15 protein-coding genes are annotated in these 17,686 nt (G+C 71.7%); 7 read left to right on the top strand and 8 right to left on the bottom strand.

The features are described 5' to 3' along the window. Positions 1-8 precede the first annotated feature (8 nt). Positions 9-881 carry a hypothetical protein gene (locus ACZ7LU_RS39230; RefSeq protein ID WP_468305392.1) on the top strand — a complete coding sequence of 291 codons (873 nt, stop codon included), beginning with the start codon at positions 9-11 and terminating at the stop codon, positions 879-881. Here ACZ7LU_RS39230 and ACZ7LU_RS39225 read toward each other — a convergent pair. Beyond that, positions 872-1,540, bottom strand: a complete 669-nt coding sequence (locus tag ACZ7LU_RS39225; RefSeq protein ID WP_471919576.1) for a TetR/AcrR family transcriptional regulator — start codon at positions 1,538-1,540, stop codon at positions 872-874. The genes ACZ7LU_RS39230 and ACZ7LU_RS39225 overlap by 10 nt on opposite strands. Before the next feature lie 73 nt (positions 1,541-1,613). Between ACZ7LU_RS39225 and ACZ7LU_RS39220 the strand changes: the two genes are divergently transcribed. After that, positions 1,614-3,686, top strand: coding sequence for a HelD family protein (locus tag ACZ7LU_RS39220; protein ID WP_471919575.1), 2,073 nt, complete (start codon positions 1,614-1,616; stop codon positions 3,684-3,686). Between the two features lie 4 nt (positions 3,687-3,690). Here ACZ7LU_RS39220 and ACZ7LU_RS39215 read toward each other — a convergent pair whose 3' ends face one another. Then, complete coding sequence (locus ACZ7LU_RS39215) at positions 3,691-5,166, bottom strand: peptidoglycan D,D-transpeptidase FtsI family protein (protein WP_468086783.1); 1,476 nt, start codon at positions 5,164-5,166, stop codon at positions 3,691-3,693. 207 nt (positions 5,167-5,373) lie between these two features. Beyond that, positions 5,374-6,297: an NAD(P)-dependent oxidoreductase gene (locus ACZ7LU_RS39210; RefSeq protein WP_471919574.1), complete on the bottom strand. Its 924-nt coding sequence runs from the start codon at positions 6,295-6,297 to the stop codon at positions 5,374-5,376. 132 nt (positions 6,298-6,429) lie between these two features. On the opposite strand from ACZ7LU_RS39210, the gene ACZ7LU_RS39205 reads away from it, so the two are divergent. Continuing rightward, positions 6,430-7,404: a helix-turn-helix domain-containing protein gene (locus ACZ7LU_RS39205; protein WP_471919620.1), complete on the top strand. Its 975-nt coding sequence runs from the start codon at positions 6,430-6,432 to the stop codon at positions 7,402-7,404. A 183-nt stretch (positions 7,405-7,587) separates the two neighbouring features. Beyond that, positions 7,588-8,775, top strand: a complete 1,188-nt coding sequence (locus ACZ7LU_RS39200; RefSeq protein WP_471919573.1) for an alkene reductase — start codon at positions 7,588-7,590, stop codon at positions 8,773-8,775. Here ACZ7LU_RS39200 and ACZ7LU_RS39195 read toward each other — a convergent pair. Further along, positions 8,762-9,724, bottom strand: coding sequence for an NAD(P)-dependent oxidoreductase (locus ACZ7LU_RS39195; RefSeq protein ID WP_471919619.1), 963 nt, complete (start codon positions 9,722-9,724; stop codon positions 8,762-8,764). The two genes, ACZ7LU_RS39200 and ACZ7LU_RS39195, sit on opposite strands and share 14 nt — an antisense overlap. Positions 9,725-9,728: 4 nt before the next feature. Here ACZ7LU_RS39195 and ACZ7LU_RS39190 point away from each other — a divergent pair, with 4 nt between their 5' ends. Continuing rightward, positions 9,729-10,169 carry a winged helix-turn-helix transcriptional regulator gene (locus tag ACZ7LU_RS39190; protein ID WP_471919572.1) on the top strand — a complete coding sequence of 147 codons (441 nt, stop codon included), beginning with the start codon at positions 9,729-9,731 and terminating at the stop codon, positions 10,167-10,169. Positions 10,170-10,316: 147 nt separating this feature from the next. Here the strand turns inward: ACZ7LU_RS39190 and ACZ7LU_RS39185 are convergent, their stop codons facing one another. Together ACZ7LU_RS39185 and ACZ7LU_RS39180 are read right to left on the bottom strand one after the other, a co-directional pair. Next, positions 10,317-11,441 (bottom strand): MerR family transcriptional regulator, encoded by a 1,125-nt coding sequence (locus ACZ7LU_RS39185; protein ID WP_471919571.1) that lies wholly within the window; start codon positions 11,439-11,441, stop codon positions 10,317-10,319. Positions 11,442-11,549: 108 nt separating this feature from the next. Beyond that, positions 11,550-14,090, bottom strand: a complete 2,541-nt coding sequence (locus ACZ7LU_RS39180) for an ATP-binding cassette domain-containing protein (RefSeq protein WP_471919570.1) — start codon at positions 14,088-14,090, stop codon at positions 11,550-11,552. Between the two features lie 276 nt (positions 14,091-14,366). Here ACZ7LU_RS39180 and rox point away from each other — a divergent pair, with 276 nt between their 5' ends. Continuing rightward, entirely contained in the window at positions 14,367-15,815 is a 1,449-nt protein-coding gene (rox, locus tag ACZ7LU_RS39175) for a rifampin monooxygenase (protein ID WP_471919569.1), read from the top strand. Here rox and ACZ7LU_RS39170 read toward each other — a convergent pair. Continuing rightward, positions 15,788-16,156: a VOC family protein gene (locus tag ACZ7LU_RS39170; RefSeq protein WP_398302815.1), complete on the bottom strand. Its 369-nt coding sequence runs from the start codon at positions 16,154-16,156 to the stop codon at positions 15,788-15,790. The genes rox and ACZ7LU_RS39170 overlap by 28 nt on opposite strands. 62 nt (positions 16,157-16,218) lie before the next feature. Here ACZ7LU_RS39170 and ACZ7LU_RS39165 point away from each other — a divergent pair, with 62 nt between their 5' ends. Continuing rightward, complete coding sequence (locus ACZ7LU_RS39165) at positions 16,219-16,749, top strand: MarR family winged helix-turn-helix transcriptional regulator (RefSeq protein ID WP_471919568.1); 531 nt, start codon at positions 16,219-16,221, stop codon at positions 16,747-16,749. Here ACZ7LU_RS39165 and ACZ7LU_RS39160 read toward each other — a convergent pair. Beyond that, positions 16,739-17,635 carry an aminoglycoside phosphotransferase family protein gene (locus ACZ7LU_RS39160; RefSeq protein ID WP_471919567.1) on the bottom strand — a complete coding sequence of 299 codons (897 nt, stop codon included), beginning with the start codon at positions 17,633-17,635 and terminating at the stop codon, positions 16,739-16,741. The two genes, ACZ7LU_RS39165 and ACZ7LU_RS39160, sit on opposite strands and share 11 nt — an antisense overlap. Between the last annotated feature and the right edge of the window lie 51 nt (positions 17,636-17,686).

The following is a 17,686-nucleotide window of genomic DNA, read 5'->3' as shown; positions in this document are numbered from 1 at the left end:
GGGACGTGGTGGCCGCGAGGGGTCTTCGTGCGGGGCGTGAGCGGTTCGGGGAACGGTGGGCGGACGCCGAGAGCGTCGTGACCAAGGCGCTGCTGCTCGGCGTCTTCCTCCTCGGCCTGGTCGCCCAGTTCGTCCAGCCGGTGGGGGACGCGCTGGAGGGCAAGACCTATCTGGGCGGCGCGATCCTCAGCCTGGTGGGCTACGTGCTCTACGCCGAGGTGCGGGAGCTGAACCGCAGGATGCTCCCCGAGTCCGGGTCGGAGATACGGACGTCCGACCTGCGCGAGCACATCGAGCGGGTGCTGGCGAACAGAAGGGCCAGGCGGATCCGCATAGACGCCATCGGCTACACAGGAGAGACCGTCCAGGCCCCGGTCAGCCGCAGCCTCGAAGCCCTGGAGGAGGGCGCGCGTCGCGAGGTGCGGGTTCGCATACTTGTGCCGGACTTCACCGTGCCGATGGCGATCCCCGGGACGCTGGACGCGGAGGGCAAGGCCGTGGACGACCCGGCGTACCGGGCGTATCAGCTGGACAAGGTCCGGTGGAACGTACGGGAGTTCGGTGTCGCCGCCCGCAGCCTGCGGGAGTCGCGCCGGGCCGAGATGGACGTGCAGTTCCGCGTCCTGTGCATCACGCCGCTGCTGAAGTTCTGCCTGATCAACGGCGACGAGCTGTTCGACGGCATCTACGACAAGGTCGTGCAGGAGTCGGCGCCCGTGCCCCCGGAGCGGCAGATCCTGGATCTCAAGGGCTATCAGGCCGTCCTGACCCACTGGCGCGCCGAGTCGGGAGCCGCGGGCCGCGAGAAGGTCGCGCAGCGGCAGGACCTCTTCGACACGCTGTGGCGGCTCGCCTCACCGCTGCCCGGCGCTCACGCGTAACGCGTGACTCCCGTGCGGAGTTGTTCGAACGCATCGTGCGCGGCGGTGACCGCGGACGGGTGGACGGTGGTCGCGGGTTCGCCCGCCGCGATGCGGTGCCAGTTCTCCTCGGCGAGGATCCGCTGGACGGTGATGATCTGGCCGGCGGCGAGGCGGGCCTCCAGGGGGCTGCCGCCGTGGGCGGTGCGGAGGGCGGTGGCGAGGGCCTGTTCGGAGCGGTTCTGGTAGCCGTGGAGGCGGGCCACCAGGGCGGGGGTGCCGTAGAGGAGGCGGTGGAAGGCCAGGACGGCGGGGGCGTCGCAGAGGCCGGTGACCGGGTCGTGGCGCTCCAGGCCGTCGAGGAAGTGGCGGTGCAGGGCGTCGAGCGCCGTGGCGTCGCCGCGGGCGGTGACGACGCGGGCCGCCTCGTCCTCGTGGTCAGCGAAGCGGTGCAGGACCAGGTCCTCCTTCGAGGCGAAGTAGCGGAACAGCGTCGGCTTGGAGACCTCCGCCGCCTCCGCGACCTCCGCGACGGAGACCTTCTCGAAGCCCCGCTCCAGGAAGAGGGCGATCGCCGTCTCGGAGATCGCCTCGTACCTGCGTCGCTTCTTGCGCTCGCGCAGGCCCGTGGGCCCGGGCCGGTCGGTCTGTGTGCTGTCGCTGGGAGTGTCGCTGGGCATGAGGAGGAGTCTAGCCGGAGTGAGATGCGGTTAGAAATGTGACTCGGTTACGTTTTTCATTACTCTGGTGGGCATGACGTTCACACCACCCGATGCCCTCGCCCAGGAACGCAGCTACCACGACGCCTGCCGCGCCGCCCTCGCCGGCATGGTCGAAGGCGCCGAGGAACAAGTGACCGGAGGAGCGGACGTCTCCGCGTCCGGGGCCGACGCCGAAGTGCTCGGCTACCAGTTCCGCAGCCATGCCAAAGCCATGCGGGAGCTCCCCGAAGCGCCGCTGTTCTTCGGGCGCCTCGACTTCGGCACGGACGCCGACGCCGGTGAGCACCGCGGGCAGAGCTACCACATCGGGCGGCTCCGCATCACCGAGCACCCCTCCGCCCCGCCCCTCGTCGTCGACTGGCGCGCCCCCGTCTCCCGCGCCTTCTACCAGGCCGGGGTGCAGGACCCGCAGGGCGTCGCCGTCCGCCGCCGGTTCGGCTGGGCCCCCGGCAGCAAGGGCGACTCCGCCGACCTCACCGGCATGGAGGACGAGCACCTGGGAGAGGGGGAGAGCGGGAGCAGGGAAGGCAGCCGCATTCTCGCCGGGGAGATCGAGCGGCCCCGCGTCGGACCCATGCGTGACATCGCCGCCACCATCCAGCCCGAACAGGACGACCTCGTACGCGGTGACCTCGCCGCATCCGTCTGCGTGCAGGGAGCCCCCGGCACGGGAAAGACCGCCGTCGGGCTCCACCGCGCCGCCTACCTGCTCTACACCCACCCCCAGCGCGTCCAGCGCTCCGGGCTCCTCATCCTCGGGCCCAACCGCACCTTCCTGCGCTACATCGCCGAGGTGCTGCCCTCCCTCGGCGAGACCGGCGTACGGCAGTCCACCGTCCAGGACGAGGTCGCGCGCCACCCCGTGCGCGCCCACGACGACCCGGCCGCCGCCCTCGTGAAGCACGACGCCCGGATGGCCGAGGTGCTGCGCCGCGCGCTGTACTCCCGCGTCGCGCCGCCCGCGGAGCCCCTGGCGGTGCCGGACGGCTCGTACCGCTGGAGAGTCCCGCTCGGCGAGTTGGAACGGATCATCGAGGACGTGCGGGGCGAGGAGCCGCCGTACGCGGTCGGGCGTGAACGCGTGCGGAGCCGGGTCGTCCGGGCCGTCCAGGAGCAGGCCGAGCGCCGGGCAGGACCGCGGAACAACACCTGGGTGCAGCGGATCGGCCGGTCCCGGCCCGTCAGCGCCTTCGTGGACGGCGCCTGGCCGAGGGCGCGGGCCGACGAGGTGCTCGCCGGTCTCCTCGGCGACGCGGACGCGCTCGCCGCCGCGGCCGACGGCGTCCTCGACGCAGCGGAGCAGCGGGCGATCCTGTGGGCCCGGCCCCCGCGCTCGTACAAGTCCGCGAAATGGAGCGCGGCCGATCTCATCCTGCTGGATGAGATCGAGGGGCTGCTCGAACGGCCCGCGGGGTACGGGCACATCGTCGTCGACGAGGCGCAGGACCTGTCGCCCATGGAGTGCCGGGCCATCGCGCGCCGCGCCGGCTTCGGCTCGCTGACCGTCCTCGGCGACCTCGCGCAGGCCACCGCACCGTGGGCGGCCCGCGGCTGGCCCGAGCTCCTCGCCCACCTGGGCAAACCGGACGCCTCGGTGACGCCGCTGACCACCGGATTCCGGGTGCCGCGCGCCGTCGTCGGGCTCGCCAACCAGCTGCTCGGGCGGCTCGACGTGGACGTGCCGCCCGCCCGGTCGCTGCGCGCCGACGGGGAGCTGCGGGTGCGGGAGGTGCCGACGGCGGCGGAGGTGGAGGCCGGCGTCGTCGGGGCGGTGCGGGACGCGCTCGGGCGGGAGGGGTCCATCGGCGTCATCGCCGCCGACCGGCGCGTCGAGCGGGTGCGTGCCGCCCTGGGCGCCGCGGGGATCGGCAGCGCGGGCCCCGACGAGCTGGGCGCGCGGGTGACCGTGCTGCCGGCCTCGGTCGCCAAGGGACTGGAGTACGACCACGTCGTCGCCGTCGAGCCCGCGGACATCGCGGAGGCCGAACCGCGCGGCCTGCACCGGCTGTACGTCGTCCTGACCCGTGCGGTCTCCCGCCTCGACGTCCTGCACAGCAGGCCGCTGCCCTGGCAGTCCTGGGAGGCACACCCCACGAAGGGGTGAGCGGTCAGCGGTCGAGGACCGCCTCCATGACCGCCTTCGCGATCGGCGCCCCCAGCTTGCCGCCCGCGATCTCCGAACGCGGGATGTCCATGTTGGACGGGTCGACGAACACGGCGACGGCGACGGGGGACTCGCCCTCGCTGTTCTTGGCGTAGGAGACGAACCATGCGTACGGGCGCTCGTCGTTGACGTCCGCGCCGTGCTGGGCCGTGCCGGTCTTGCCGCCGACCGTGACGCCGTCGATCCGCGCCTTGTTCGCGGTGCCGTTCTCGACGGTGTTCTCCATCATCTCCTGCACCGTCTTCGCGGTCTCCTCGGAGACCGCCTGGTTCAGCGGGTCGGGCGAGGCCTTCTCGATCGTCGACAGGTCGGGGCCGCGCAACTCCTCGACCAGATAGGGCTTCATGACCTCGCCGTCGTTGGCGAGGCCCGCCGTGACCATCGCCATCTGCAGCGGGGTGCTGGTCAGGCTGCCCTGGCCCATGCCGGTCAGCGCGGTCTGCGGCTTGTCGAGCTTCTCCGGATAGCTGCTGGCCGCCGCGCGCACGGGAATGAACTGCTCTTCGTTGAACCCGAACTGCTCCGCCGTCTCCCGCATCCTGTCCTTGCCGACCTTGAGCGCGATGTCGAGGAACACGTTGTTGCAGGACCACTGCATGCCGGTCTTCATCGACACCTTGTCGCAGTTGGCGTCGGGCACGTCGTTGCCGATGCGGGTGGAGCTGAGGGGGAGTTTGTACGGGGTCTCGGCGTCGGTCCGCTCGTCGATGTCCGTCACCACGCCGTGTTCGAGGGCGGCGGCCGCGGTGAGGATCTTGAAGGTGGAGCCCGGCGGGTAGATCTCGCGCAGCGCGCGGTTGCTCAGCGGCTTGTCCGGGCGCTTCTCCAGCTCCTTGAACTTCTTGCCCTCCTCGGCGGAGATGCCCGCGAACACCGACGGGTCGTACGACGGGGTGCTCGCCATCGCGAGCACCTTGCCGGTGCGGGGGTCGAGGGCGACCACCGCACCCTTCGCGTTCAGGCTCACCAGACCTTCGTAGGCGGCCCTCTGCGCCTCGGGGTCGATGGTCGTGACGACGTCGCCGCCCTGCTGCTTCTTGCCGGTCAGCATGTCGAGGGTGCGCTTGATGAAGAGCCGGTCGTCGTTGCCGCTGAGGATGCCGTTGTGGACGCCCTCCAGGAAGGTGCCGCCCTGCGCCTGCGAGAAGTAGCCCGTCACCGGCGCGTACATCGGGCCTTCCTTGAAGGTCCGCTTGTACGCGAAGTCGGTGCCCGACGTCTTCTTGGAACCGGTGATGGACTTGCCGCCGACGATGATGTCGCCGCGGGGGTGGGAGAACGCCTCGATCTGTACGCGGCGGTTCTTGTCGTGGTTGGCCAGTTCGTCGTTCTCCGCGAACTGCACCCAGGTCGCCCGCAGCAGCAGCGCCAGCGTGAGAATCCCGCAGAAGACGGCTATGTGCCGCAGCGGACGGTTCATGGGTGGCTCCCCCGGTGCCGGTGACCGAACTCCTCCGGTCCATGGTGACGGCTCGCGCCCCGGCCCGGGAGAGGAATCCGGGTAACGGTGGCTACGGCGTGGCGGGGGAGGGGAATCCGGGTGAGGTGGCTACGGCGTGGCGGGGGAGGGGAATCCGGGTGACGGTGGCTACGGCGTGGCGGGGGAGGGGAATCCGGGTGACGGTGGCTACGGCGTCGCAGGGGTGCCGGGGGCCCGCAGCACCTCGATGACGCTCGCGAAGCTGTCCTGACCGTGGCCCGCGGCCGCGGCGCGCTCCATCGTCGCCCTCAGGAGCTCGGGCAGCGAGGTGTCGACGCCCCGGGCCCGCGCGGCGTGGACGAGGTGGTCGATCGCCGTGATCTGTACGTCGACGGTGGCGTCGTCGCCCGGATAGCGCCCGGCGTCCACCTGGGGCGCGTACGTCGTCATGAAGCCGGAGACGGCGCCGGTCAGCCAGCGCAGGGCGACCCGGGTGAAGTCGGTGGCCGGGGGCCCGTCGGCGGTCACCACGGCGGTGCCGTGCAGCCAGCCGGCGAACGTCGCCCACATCAGGCCGAGCAGCGCGGAGTCGTACAGCGAGGCGAGGCCGGGCCGCGCGCCCAGGTAGAGCGGGTCGCCGAGCGCGGTGAGGGCCGGGCGGTGGGTTTCGAGGACGGCCTCTGAGCCGCTGTAGAGGAACATCATCTCGGGGCTGCCGACGCCCGGCGGGGTCGTCATGATGCCGCCGTCGAGGTAGCCCGCGCCGTGCGTGGCCGCCCAGGCGGCCATTTCCTCGGCCTGCTCCGGTGACCCGGAGGTGAGGTTGACCAGGGACTTCCCGGCCAGGCCGCCCGCCTCGGCGACCGGGTCGAGGACGGTGTGCAGCGCGTCGTAGTCGAGTACGCAGGCGAGCACGAGGCCGCTCGCGGCGACCGCCTCCGCCGGGGTCGCGGCGACGTGCGCGCCGCGGTCGGCCTGCGCCTTCGCCTTCTCCGGGGTGCGGTTCCAGACGGTGGTGGGGTGACCGCGGTCGAGGAGGGCGGCGGCGAGGGCGGAACCCATGTTGCCGAGGCCGATGACGGTTGCGGGGGCGGGAGTGGTTACGGGGGCGGGGCTGTTCTGTGCGTTCATGGGGACCACGCTCGCAGGGGTCGGCGGGCCCGGACAGTGACAGTGGTGACGGTGAACACCAAATTCCTGCCAGCCGCCCGCGGGCGGCCGCCGCCCTCGTACGCTCACGGGATGAGCGCTGGTTCCGTGGCCGTGGTCGTGGCCGACGAGATCGGGGTCCCGTCCTGGGACCTGTACGAACTGAGCATTCCGCTCACGGTGTTCGGCAAGCCACAGCCCGACCTGTCCGATCACTGGTACGACCTGCGGCTGTGCGCGACAGGGGAACGCGAGCCGGGCGGCGGCGACTTCGGGATCGCGCTCCGCACGCCCTACGGCCTCGAAGGCCTCGCCGGGGCCGACACCGTCGTCGTCACCTCGGTGCCGGACGCCTGTGTCGAGGAGGGCGCGCCGCTGCCGGCCGGTCTCACCGACGCGCTGCGCGCCGCCCACGAGGCGGGCGCCCGCATGGTCTCGCTGTGCACCGGCGCCTTCGCGCTCGCCGATGCGGGTCTCCTCGACGGCCGCAGGGCCACCGCCCACTGGATGCACACCGCCCAGCTCGCCGCCCGGCACCCGAAGGTGACCGTCGACGACTCCGTCCTCTACGTGGACGACGGTGACGTCCTGACCAGCGCGGGCCTGACCGCGGGCCTCGACCTCTGCCTCCACCTGGTCCGCCGCGACCTCGGCGCGCACGTCGCCAACCAGCTCGCGCGCCGCATGGTCGTACCCGCCCACCGGCCGGGCGGCCAGGCCCAGTTCGTCGACCTGTCCGTGCCGGAGACGGACGACGCGGGCCTCGGCCCCGTACTGGAATGGGCCCGCGCGCACCTGGACCGGCCGCTCACCGTCGACGACCTGGCACGCCGGGCGGCGATGAGCCCGCGCACCCTCTACCGCCGCCTCCAGGCGGCCACCGGCACGACACCCCTCCAGTGGCTCCTCAACCAACGCCTCGCCCGGGCCCAGAGCCTCCTGGAGTCGACGGGCCTGCCGGTGGAGAAGGTGGCCGAACTGAGCGGCCTCGGCACGGCGAACAACCTGCGGCACCACTTCCTCAAGCAGGTCGGGGTGCCACCGGGCGACTACCGCCGGTCCTTCTTCAGCGGCCGCCCGGCGGCTTGACCACGCACCGCCCAGCTGACTGACCGCGTCGCACTACGCGGCTGCCCGCTCCTGCCCCGTCAGCCGACCATCAGGATCCCCGAAGCGCTCCGGAGCACAGTCGTCCCTGTCAGCAGCCGACGGAACGACCCGGCGAGTCCGGGGCCAAGTCCGAGGCCGAGTCCACGGGACAGGGAGCACCTCATGACCATCACCACCGAAACCCCCGCCGCGTCCGGCCACACCGCCGTCGGCTCGCCGCTCCTGCGGCCCGCCCGGCTCGGTGCCCTGCGCCTCCCCAACCGTCTCGTCATGGCGCCCATGACCCGCAACCGTGCCTCCGCCGACGGTGTCCCGCTGCCGGTGATGGCCACGTATTACGCCCAGAGAGCCTCGGCGGGGCTGATCGTCGCCGAGGCGGCCACGCCCAACGCGGTCGGGCAGACGTACGCCAACACCACGGCGATCCACGACGACGCGCACGTCGCCGGATGGCGGCGCGTCACCGACGCGGTGCGTGACGCGGGCGGCCGGATGTTCCTGCAGATCCAGCACGGCGGCCGCGTCGGGCACCCCGACAACAGCGGGCTCACGCCCGTCGCGCCCTCGCCGGTCCCGCTCCCGGACACCGTCCACACGCCTTCGGGGCACCAACCCGCCGTCGTACCGAGGGAGATGACGGAAGAGGACATCCGTGACACCGTCGCGGACTTCGCGGCCGCCGCCCGGCGCGCCGTCGACGCGGGCTTCGCCGGTGTCGAGGTGCACGCCGCGAACGGCTACCTCCTCCAGCAGTTCCTCGCCCGCAACACCAACCACCGCACCGACGCGTACGGCGGCCCGGTCGCCCACCGCATCCGCTTCGTGGTCGAGGTCGTCCGCGCCGTCGTCGATGCGATCGGCGCCGAGCGGGTCGGCGTCCGCATCGCGCCCGGCATCACCGTCAACGGCATCGAGGAGGGTGACACCGAGGACATCTATCCGGCGCTCGTCGACGCCCTCAAGGACCTCGGCGACCTCGCCTACCTGCACGTCGTCTTCGCCGACCCCGACAGCGCCCTCTTCCGGCGGATCCGCGCGAGCTGGCCGGGCACGCTCATCGCCAACCCGGTCCTCGGCTGGGGCGGACCGCTGCCCGCCGACGGCGGCAGGCTCGCCGGCGAGCGGCTGCTGGCGGCCGGGGCGGACCTGGTGTCACTGGGCAGGGCGTTCCTCGCCAACCCCGACCTCGTCGAGCGGATGCGGGTGGGCGCGCCGCTGAACCCCTTGCGGGACAAGGGGCTGATGTACGTCGGCGGGGCGACGGGCTACACGGACTATCCGACGCTCGGCCGGGCCGGGGGCGGGGTCAGCGGTGGCGGGCTCAGCGGCGGCGAGCTCAGCGGCGACTGAGCAGCTCCACGAGTCTGGCCGGTCCGTCCGTGCCGTGGCCCTCGTCGATGACGCGCCGCACCAAGCCCTCGGCGGCGCGCATGACGCCCGCGTCGATGCCGTGGGCCTCGGAGGCGTGGACCACGTGGGCCATGGTCGAGGCGGCGGACGTGATCGGGTTGCCGTCGCCGGGGTAGCTGCCCTTGTCGACGTCCACCGCGGTCCCGTCGATGATCGCGGGCAGGATCGCGCTGATGCCCTTCGCGAACGGCGCCAGCTCCTGCGCGGTGACCCCCTCCGCCTTCGCCACCGCGAGACCGTGCATGAGGCCGGTCATCGAGGTCCAGAAGAAGTCGAGCAGCGCGATGTCGTACGCCGCCGCCCGCCCGATGTCCTCACCGAGGTGGGTGTGGGTGCCGCCCAGCTTTTCCAGGACGGGGCGGTGCTCCTCGTAGAGCGCGGCGTCGCCGCTGTGGAGGAAGACCCCGTGCGGCGTGCCGATGGTCGGGGTCGGCGTCATGATCGCGCCGTCCAGGTACCGGACGCCGTGCGCGGCGGCCCAGTTCGCGGTGTCTCTCGACCGGCCGGGGGTGTCGGCGCTGAGATTCACGACCGTACGTCCCCGGAGTGCGGCGGTGACGGCGTCGCGGCGCAGGACGGCGTCCGACGCGTCGTAGTTGACGACGCAGACGACGGTCAACGGACTCGCGGCCACCGCCTCCTCGGCCGTGGCTGCGCTCACCGCGCCCTGCTCGACCAGCTCGCCGTCCCGGCCGGGCGTCCGGTTCCACACGGTGGTGCGCACCCCGGCGGCCAGGAACGCGGCGGCCAGAGCGCGGCCCATCGGGCCCAGGCCGAGTACGGTGACGGCGGACTGTTCGCTGTGCGGAGACATGATCCAACTCCTGTGTGAATATGCGTGGAAGTGCGTGAAGGCATGCGGAGGCGCATGACGGCGTTCGAAGGGGATTGATGTGACGCGCAGCCGGGCTCAGGACCCGAACGTGTGCGGTGTGACCGCCGCGATCGCGGTGATCGACGGCAAGTGGAAGACGGCGCTGCTCTGGCCCCTCGAAAGCGGGCCGCACCGCCCCGGCGAGATCCTCCGGCTGCTGCCGGGGCTCACGGAGAAGGTGCTGACGCAGGCGCTGCGCGAGATGGAGGCGGACGGTCTCGTGCACCGGGAGGTGTACGACGTACGGCCGTTGAAGACCGTCTACTCCCTCACGGAGTTCGGCCGGGACCTGTGCGAGGCGCTGGCCCCGCTGTCGGACTGGGGCCACCGGCGGCTGGACAGGCTGGCCGAAGCCGCCGAGGTCGCCGAGGTCGCCAAGGCCGCCGAAGCCGCCGAGGCTGCCGGGGCCGCCGAGAAGGCCGAGGCCCGGCCGAAAGCCCTGGCACAGCAAGCATCGTGACGCGCGATCACCTCACCCCCTCTTCCCTCTCGCCCGGCTCGTGCGTTCCGCTGCCCCTCCAGGTTCGCCGCTGAGCCGGCCTCCGCCAAGTACCCACTTAAAAGTGGCCATCGGGTAAGGCCATCGGAGGCGGTGTGGCGTCGGGGGTCAGTGCTGGAGCTCCACCACGTCGGCGATCACGCAGCTGACGTTGTCGGGGCCGCCCCTGCTGTTGGCCAGCTCGACGAGGTCCCGCACGGCCTGCTCGGGGTCGCCGACCGTCGTGACCACCCGCCGCACGTCCTCGTCCGGGACGACGGTGGACAGGCCGTCGGAGCAGAGCAGATACCGGTCACCGGCCCGGGCCTCGTGCAGGCGCAGGTCGGGTGCGGCGTCGGAGCCCGGTGTGAGGGCCCGGATCAGCAGCGAGCGCTGAGGGTGGGAGTCCGCTTCCTCGGGGGTGATGCGGCCTTCGTCGAGCAGAGACTGCACCACCGTGTGGTCGTGGGTGATTCGGAAGAACTCGCCGTCGCGCAGGAGGCAGGCGCGGGAGTCGCCGATGTGGACGAGGGCGAGGTGCGAGCCGGTCCAGAGCAGCGCGGTCAGCGTCGTACCGTCCTCCTGCGGAGGTCCCGTGACACCTGCCACGGCCTGCCGGGCCTCCTCGACCGCGTCCTCCAGGACGTTGAGGAGGCTGCCCGCGGGGATGGTCTCGGTCTCCAGGCGCTTGAGCGTGTCGACGGCCGCGGCGCTCGCGGGCGCGCCGCCGCGGCCGAACCCATCGGCGACCGCGAGGAGCCGGGAACCCGCGTACGCCGTGTCCTGGTTGCTCTTCCGGACGAGGCCGGTGTCGGACAGCGCGGCGTAACGAATGCCCAAGGTGGCGGGCTCGGCGGTGGGGGACGGAGTGAGGGACGGCGTCGGGGCCGGCGTGGGGGACGTGGCGTCGGACAAGGCGGAGTCCTTCCAGGACAGGTGGTCGACGAGGAAGGCGGCCAGGTCCCGCCGGGCGGCGGTCTCGGCCTCGACCCGCGCCCAGTACGCCCGCACCTCCCGGGCCGCCGCCCCCGCGTCCAGCGCACAGACGTGCTGGATGCGGGCGAGCGGCATGCCCAGACGGCGGAGCCAGGCGACGAGCCGCGCCCGGTCCAACTGGTCCGGGGCGTACAGGCGGTAGCCGGTCACCGGGTCGACGCGGGCCGGGGGCAGCAGACCGAGCTCGTCGTAGAGACGCAGCGCCTTCGGCGACAGCCGGGACGCCTTCGCGAACACCCCGATGGTCAGCATCCCCATGCCTGCCCCCCCTTCCTCGGCCGGGCACTTCGCCCGGCCCCACCGATGCTGCGGCTTCCCCCAAGGTGAAGGTCAACCGCCGCTCCGTCGCCGGCCTGACGCGCCGGGTCAGCCGCCCACGTACGCCGCGAGGTGCTCGCCCGTGAGGGTGGCGCGGGAGGCGACGAGGTCGGCGGGCGTGCCCTCGAAGACGATCTTGCCGCCGTCGTGGCCCGCGCCCGGCCCGAGGTCGATGATCCAGTCGGCGTGCGCCATGACCGCCTGGTGGTGCTCGACGACGATGACCGACTTGCCCGAGTCGACGAGCCGGTCGAGGAGGCCGAGCAGCTGCTCGACGTCGGCGAGGTGGAGGCCGGTGGTCGGCTCGTCCAGGATGTAGACGCCGCCCTTGTCGCCCATGTGCGTGGCGAGCTTCAGCCGCTGCCGCTCGCCGCCGGAGAGCGTGGTGAGCGGCTGGCCGAGGCTGAGGTAGCCGAGCCCGACGTCCGAGAGGCGCCGCAGGATCTTGTGGGCGGCGGGGGTGTGCGCCTCGCCGGATCCGGTGCCCGAGGCGGAGCCGGAACTGGTGCCCCGGCCCGAGCCGGAGCCGCTGCCGGATCCAGAATCAGAACCAGAACCAGTGCCGGAGCGGGAGTCAGAGCCCGTGCCGGAGCCGGAGCCCGTGCCGGGGCCGAAGAACTCCTCCGCCTCGTCCACCGACATCGCCAGGACCTCGCTGATGTCGCGGCCGCCGAGCCGGTACTCCAGGACCGACGCCTGGTACCGCCTGCCCTCGCAGTCCTCGCACGGGGTGGCGACGCTCGCCATCATGGCCAGGTCGGTGTAGATGACGCCGGCGCCGTTGCACGTCGGGCAGGCGCCCTCGGAGTTCGCGCTGAACAGCGCCGGCTTCACGCCGTTGGCCTTCGCGAACGCCTTGCGGATCGGGTCGAGCAGCCCTGTGTACGTCGCCGGGTTGCTGCGCCGCGAGCCGCGGATCGGGGTCTGGTCGACCGACACCACGCCCGCGTCTGCGGGGATCGACCCGTGCACGAGCGAACTCTTGCCGGAGCCCGCGACGCCGGTGACGACGGTGAGCACCCCGAGCGGAATGTCGACGTCGACATCGCGCAGGTTGTGCGTGTTCGCGCCGCGGATCTCCAGCGCCCCGGTGGGCTCGCGGACCGTCTCCTTCACCGCGGACCGGTCGTCGAAGTGGCGGCCCGTGACGGTGTCGGAGGCCCGCAGCCCCTCGACGGTCCCCTCGAAGCAGACGGTGCCGCCGCCTGTGCCCGCGCCGGGGCCGAGGTCGACGACGTGGTCGGCGATCGCGATCGTCTCGGGCTTGTGCTCGACGACGAGCACGGTGTTGCCCTTGTCCCGCAGGCGCAGCAACAGCCCGTTCATCCGCTGGATGTCGTGGGGGTGCAGGCCGACGGTGGGCTCGTCGAAGACGTACGTGACGTCGGTGAGGGAGGAGCCGAGGTGGCGGATCATCTTGACGCGCTGCGCCTCACCGCCGGACAGGGTGGCCGCGGGCCGGTCGAGGGACAGATACCCGAGCCCGATCTCCACGAACGAGTCGAGCGTCTGCTGCAACGCGGTGAGCAGCGGCCCCACGCTCCCGAACGCGCCCCCTGCCCGCCCCGAGGACGACCCCGCCAGGCCGCGGACCCACTCGGCCAAGTCCCTGATCTCCATCGCGCAGACGTCGGCGATGGACTTCCGCCGGATCTTCGACGAGCGCGCCCCCTCGCTGAGGCGCGTGCCGTCGCACTCGGGGCAGGTGGTGAAGGTGACCGCCCGCTCCACGAACGCCCGGATGTGCGGCTGCATCGACTCCTTGTCCTTGGCCAGGAACGACTTCTGGATCTTGGGGATGAGCCCTTCATAGGTGAGGTTGACGCCGTTGACCTTCACCTTGACCGCTTCGCCGTACAGGAAGGACTGCAGCTCCTTCTTGGTGTACTCGCGGATCGGCTTGTCCGGGTCGACGAAGCCGGACTGGGCGTAGACCTGCACGGTCCACTGGCTGTCCGACTTCCAGCCGGGGATGGTGAACGCGCCCTCGGCCAGCGACTTGGAGTCGTCGTAGAGCTGGGTGAGGTCGATGTCGGAGACCGTGCCGCGGCCCTCGCAGCGCGTGCACATGCCGCCGGTGCGGTGGTACGTCGCGGTCTGCGCCTTCGTCTTGTTGCCCCGCTCGACGGTGATCGCGCCGCTCGCCCGGACCGACGCGGTGTTGAAGGAGTACGCGCTGGGCGGGCCGATGTGTGGCTCGCCGAGCCGGCTGAAGAGGATGCGCAGCATCGCGTTGGCGTCGGTGGCGGTGCCGACGGTGGAGCGGGGGTCGCCGCCCATCCGCTGCTGGCCGACGGTGATCGCGGTGGTGAGACCGTCGAGCACGTCGACCTCGGGCCGCGCGAGCGTCGGCATGAAGCCCTGCACGAAGGCGCTGTACGTCTCGTTGATCAGCCGCTGCGACTCCGCGGCGATCGTGTCGAACACCAGCGAGCTCTTGCCCGAACCGGAGACGCCGGTGAACACCGTCAGACGGCGCTTGGGGATCTCGATGCTGACGTTCTTGAGGTTGTTCTCCCGGGCGCCGTGCACGCGGATCAGGTCGTGGCTGTCGGCAGCGGTCCTGGTGCTCGTCTTCCTGGTGCTCATGGTCTCTCCATCGAGGTCCGGCACGCGGCGTCGTGCGTTTTCACGCTAGCCGGGGGGTCTGACAGTCGCTTCTCGGACGAGACCTCGGACGGGACGCCGGACGGGCCCTCGGACGGGAGGAGAGGAAAATAAAAAAGCAAGGAGGGTTACGCACTCCTTGCCACTCTCAACTTATAGCGCACAGGGGGCCTTGCGGCAAGACCCCGTCGGTCCTGCACAATCACCGCTCGTAACAACGACGAGCTCGACAAACCGGGGACTGACATGGGGGATTACATGGTCGACGTGATCATCGCGGGCGGCGGCCCGACCGGCTTGATGCTGGCGGCCGAACTGCGGCTCCAGGGCGTACACGTCCTCGTACTGGAGAAGGAGACGGAGCCGACCAAGCAGTCCCGTGCGCAGGGCCTGCACGTGCGCAGCATCGAGGTGATGGCCCAACGCGGGCTGCTGGACCGGTTCCTGCCGCTCGGCAGGCAGTTCACCGTCGGCGGCTTCTTCGCAGGCCTCGGCAAGGCCTGGCCCGACCGCCTCGACACGGCGCACTCGTACGTCCTCGCCATCCCGCAGGAAGTCACCGAGCGCCTGCTCGCCGAGCGCGCCGCCGAACTCGGCGTCGAGGTCCGGCGCGGCTGCGAGGTGGCCGGGCTGAGCCAGGACGACGACGGGGTGACCGTCGAACTGGCCGACGGCACCCGGCTGCGCTCGCGCTACGCCGTCGGCTGCGACGGCGGCCGCAGCACGGTGCGCAAGCTGCTCGGCGTCGGCTTCCCCGGCGAGCCGAGCAGGGCCGAGACGCTGCTGGGCGAGATGGAGGTGGCCGTATCGCCCGAGGAACTCACGGAGAAGATCGCCGAAGTCCGCAAGACCCAGCTGCGGTTCGGCGCCATGCCCCTCGGCGACGGGGTGTACCGCGTCATCGTGCCCGCCGACGGCGTGTCCGAGGACCGGGCGACCCCGCCGGTCCTCGCGGACTTCCAGCGGCAGCTGCGGGCGTTCGCGGGCACCGACTTCGGCGTGCACTCGCCGCGCTGGCTGTCCCGCTTCGGCGACGCCACCCGGCAGGCCGAGCGGTACCGGGTCGGCCGGGTGCTGCTGGCCGGTGACGCCGCGCACATCCACCCGCCGACCGGCGGGCAAGGGCTCAACCTCGGCATCCAGGACGCGTTCAACCTCGGCTGGAAGCTGGCTGCCGAGATCAACGGCTGGGCGCCGGAAGGCCTGTTGGACAGTTACTACGACGAACGGCACCCGGTGGCCGCCGCCGTACTGGACAACACCCGCGCGCAGATGGAGCTGATGTCCCAGGAGCCGGGCCCGCAGTCGGTACGCAGACTGCTCGCCGAATTGATGGACTTCGAGGAGGTCAACCGCTACCTCATCGAGAAGATCACCGCGATCGGCGTCCGGTACGACTTCGGCGCGGGCCACGACCTGCTCGGCAAGCGGCTGCGGGACCTGGAGCTGAAGCACGGCCGCCTCTACGACCTGATGCACGAGGGCCGCGGCCTGCTGCTCGACCAGACCGGCCGCCTCTCGGTGGAGGGCTGGACGGACCGGATCGACCACGTCGTCGACGTCAGCGAGGAGTTGGACGCCCCGGCGGTGCTGCTGCGCCCGGACGGCCACGTGGCGTGGGCGGGCGACGACCAGCAGGACCTGCTCGGCGCGGTGCGGAGGTGGTTCGGTACGGGTGATCAGGCGCGGTCGTGGAGCGTGACCTGATAGCCGTCGGGGTCGGCGAAGGTGAAGGTCCGGCCGAAGGGTCCGTCGATCGGCGCGGAGACGATGGTGTGGCCGTCGGCGACGAGAGCGTCGTGGATGGCCTGGACGCCCGTGGCGTGCAGCCAGATCGCGGCACCGATGCCGGGCTGGGCGACGGAGGCGAGATCGGTGCCGGGGACGACCTCGCGGAGTGCGAACGCGATCGGCTTCGTCTCGAAGACGACGGCGTGCGGAGGCCCGGCCTGTGAGCGGACCAGGCCCAGGTACTGCTCGTAGAACGCCTGTGAAGCGTCGAGGTCGCGCGCTTGGAGCGAGATGAAGTCGGGACCGGTGACGGGCATGACGAGCTCCTTCTTTTCATGTCAGCTTTCTGACACGGAGCAACCTATGTCAGAATGCTGACATGAAACAAGACGGTGTCGGTACTGCTGCCGGTGTCGACCTGGAGACGTCACTGGGCTACCTGCTGAAAGAGGCGTCGAGCGTCCTCCGCTCGGCCATGGAGGAGGTGCTGCGGCCGCTCGGGATGACCGTGACGCACTACTCCTGCCTCGAACTGCTGGCCCAGCGGCCGGGCTTGTCGAACTCCGAGCTCGCACGCGGCGCGTTCGTGACCCGGCAGTCGATGAACGTACTGCTCCAGAACCTGGAGCGAGAGGGTTACGTGACCAGACCCGCGGAGGCCCCCGTCGGGAAGGCCCTCCCCGCACGGCTCACGCCTCGAGGCCGCCGGAGCCTGGAGAAGGCGTCGGCGGCGGTCCGGTCCGTCGAGGTCAGAATGCTGACCGGCATGACAGAGGCCGAGCGGTCGGGCGCGTTCCGCATCCTGCAGAGCATGATCCGCTCTCTGCGGGAGGGCGACGGCGGGGACAGGGGCAAGGGCGGGGACAGGGGCAAGGGCGGGGACGCCACCGCCGCCCCAGTCAGCCGATGAGCGCCTCGGTGATCTGCCGGGTGGTCTGCGCGGCGACCCGAGGGTTGACGGCGGCGTAGGAGGTGTAGGCGTTCAGGCCGGTGGCCAGGGCCCAGCCGCGGCCTCGCAGCCAGGTGGCGTCGTCCACGCCGAGCGCGTCCCGGAAGGCGGCCCGGCTCCCGGCAGTCATCAGGGTGAAGGCGATCATCAGGTCGCAGGCAGGGTCCCCGATGCCGAGCCCGCCGAAGTCGATGACGGCGCTGAGGCGGCCGTGCAGGGTCAGCAGGTTGCCCGTGTGGAAGTCGCCGTGGAACCACACCGGAGGGCCGTCCCATCCAGGGGCGCTCATGGCGGCATCCCACAACTCGGTCATCGCCACGGCATCGAAGACGTCACCGGCCTCCGCGATGGCGACCCGCGTCGCACGATCCCGTTCGGACAACGACCAACTGGAGAGACACTCGCACCCGGCTTTGGCCCCGCCCTCGGGCGCGAACCGCTGCAGAGCGGCCAGGAAGCGCGCCAGCTCGACGGCGGTCCTGGTGGAGTCGGCCAGTACGTCGACGGTCGCCACGTCGCCTTCAAGCCATCGGGCCACCGCCCAAGGCCACGGATAGCCGAAGTCGGGTTCCCCCACCCCCACCGGCACCGGAATGGCCAGCGGGAGGTGCGGGGCGAGCCGGGGCAGCCACTCGAACTCCTTCCTGGCCTGACCCACGGCCCCGGCATGCCGGGGCAGCCGAACGGCCAGCTCCTCACCCAGCCGGTAGATGACATGGTCGGACCCGGCCGGGTCGACCAGCTTCAGAGGCAGCTCCGCCCATCGAGGAAACTGGCTGTCGACCAGGCGCCTGACGAGCACGGCATCGATCTCGGGTCGTACGTCCGCGGTTCTCGCGGTTGCCAAAACAGCTCCTGCGGGTCGGCCCGCTCCGTACGGCGGACGGTACGGGTCATC

The organism is Streptomyces sp. NPDC039462 (genome assembly GCF_055639375.1).
Note: the sequence above shows the minus strand (reverse complement) of the source record. Positions and strands in the feature narration are given on the sequence as shown.

Coding starts and splice junctions, on each gene's coding strand:
- ACZ7LU_RS39225 (WP_471919576.1), bottom strand. CDS start 1,540: ATGCCCAGCGACACTCCCAGCGACAGCACACAGACCGACCGGCCCGGG.
- ACZ7LU_RS39220 (WP_471919575.1), top strand. CDS start 1,614: ATGACGTTCACACCACCCGATGCCCTCGCCCAGGAACGCAGCTACCAC.
- ACZ7LU_RS39215 (WP_468086783.1), bottom strand. CDS start 5,166: ATGAACCGTCCGCTGCGGCACATAGCCGTCTTCTGCGGGATTCTCACG.
- ACZ7LU_RS39210 (WP_471919574.1), bottom strand. CDS start 6,297: ATGAACGCACAGAACAGCCCCGCCCCCGTAACCACTCCCGCCCCCGCA.
- ACZ7LU_RS39200 (WP_471919573.1), top strand. CDS start 7,588: ATGACCATCACCACCGAAACCCCCGCCGCGTCCGGCCACACCGCCGTC.
- ACZ7LU_RS39185 (WP_471919571.1), bottom strand. CDS start 11,441: ATGGGGATGCTGACCATCGGGGTGTTCGCGAAGGCGTCCCGGCTGTCG.
- ACZ7LU_RS39180 (WP_471919570.1), bottom strand. CDS start 14,090: ATGAGCACCAGGAAGACGAGCACCAGGACCGCTGCCGACAGCCACGAC.
- rox (WP_471919569.1), top strand. CDS start 14,367: ATGGTCGACGTGATCATCGCGGGCGGCGGCCCGACCGGCTTGATGCTG.
- ACZ7LU_RS39170 (WP_398302815.1), bottom strand. CDS start 16,156: ATGCCCGTCACCGGTCCCGACTTCATCTCGCTCCAAGCGCGCGACCTC.
- ACZ7LU_RS39165 (WP_471919568.1), top strand. CDS start 16,219: ATGAAACAAGACGGTGTCGGTACTGCTGCCGGTGTCGACCTGGAGACG.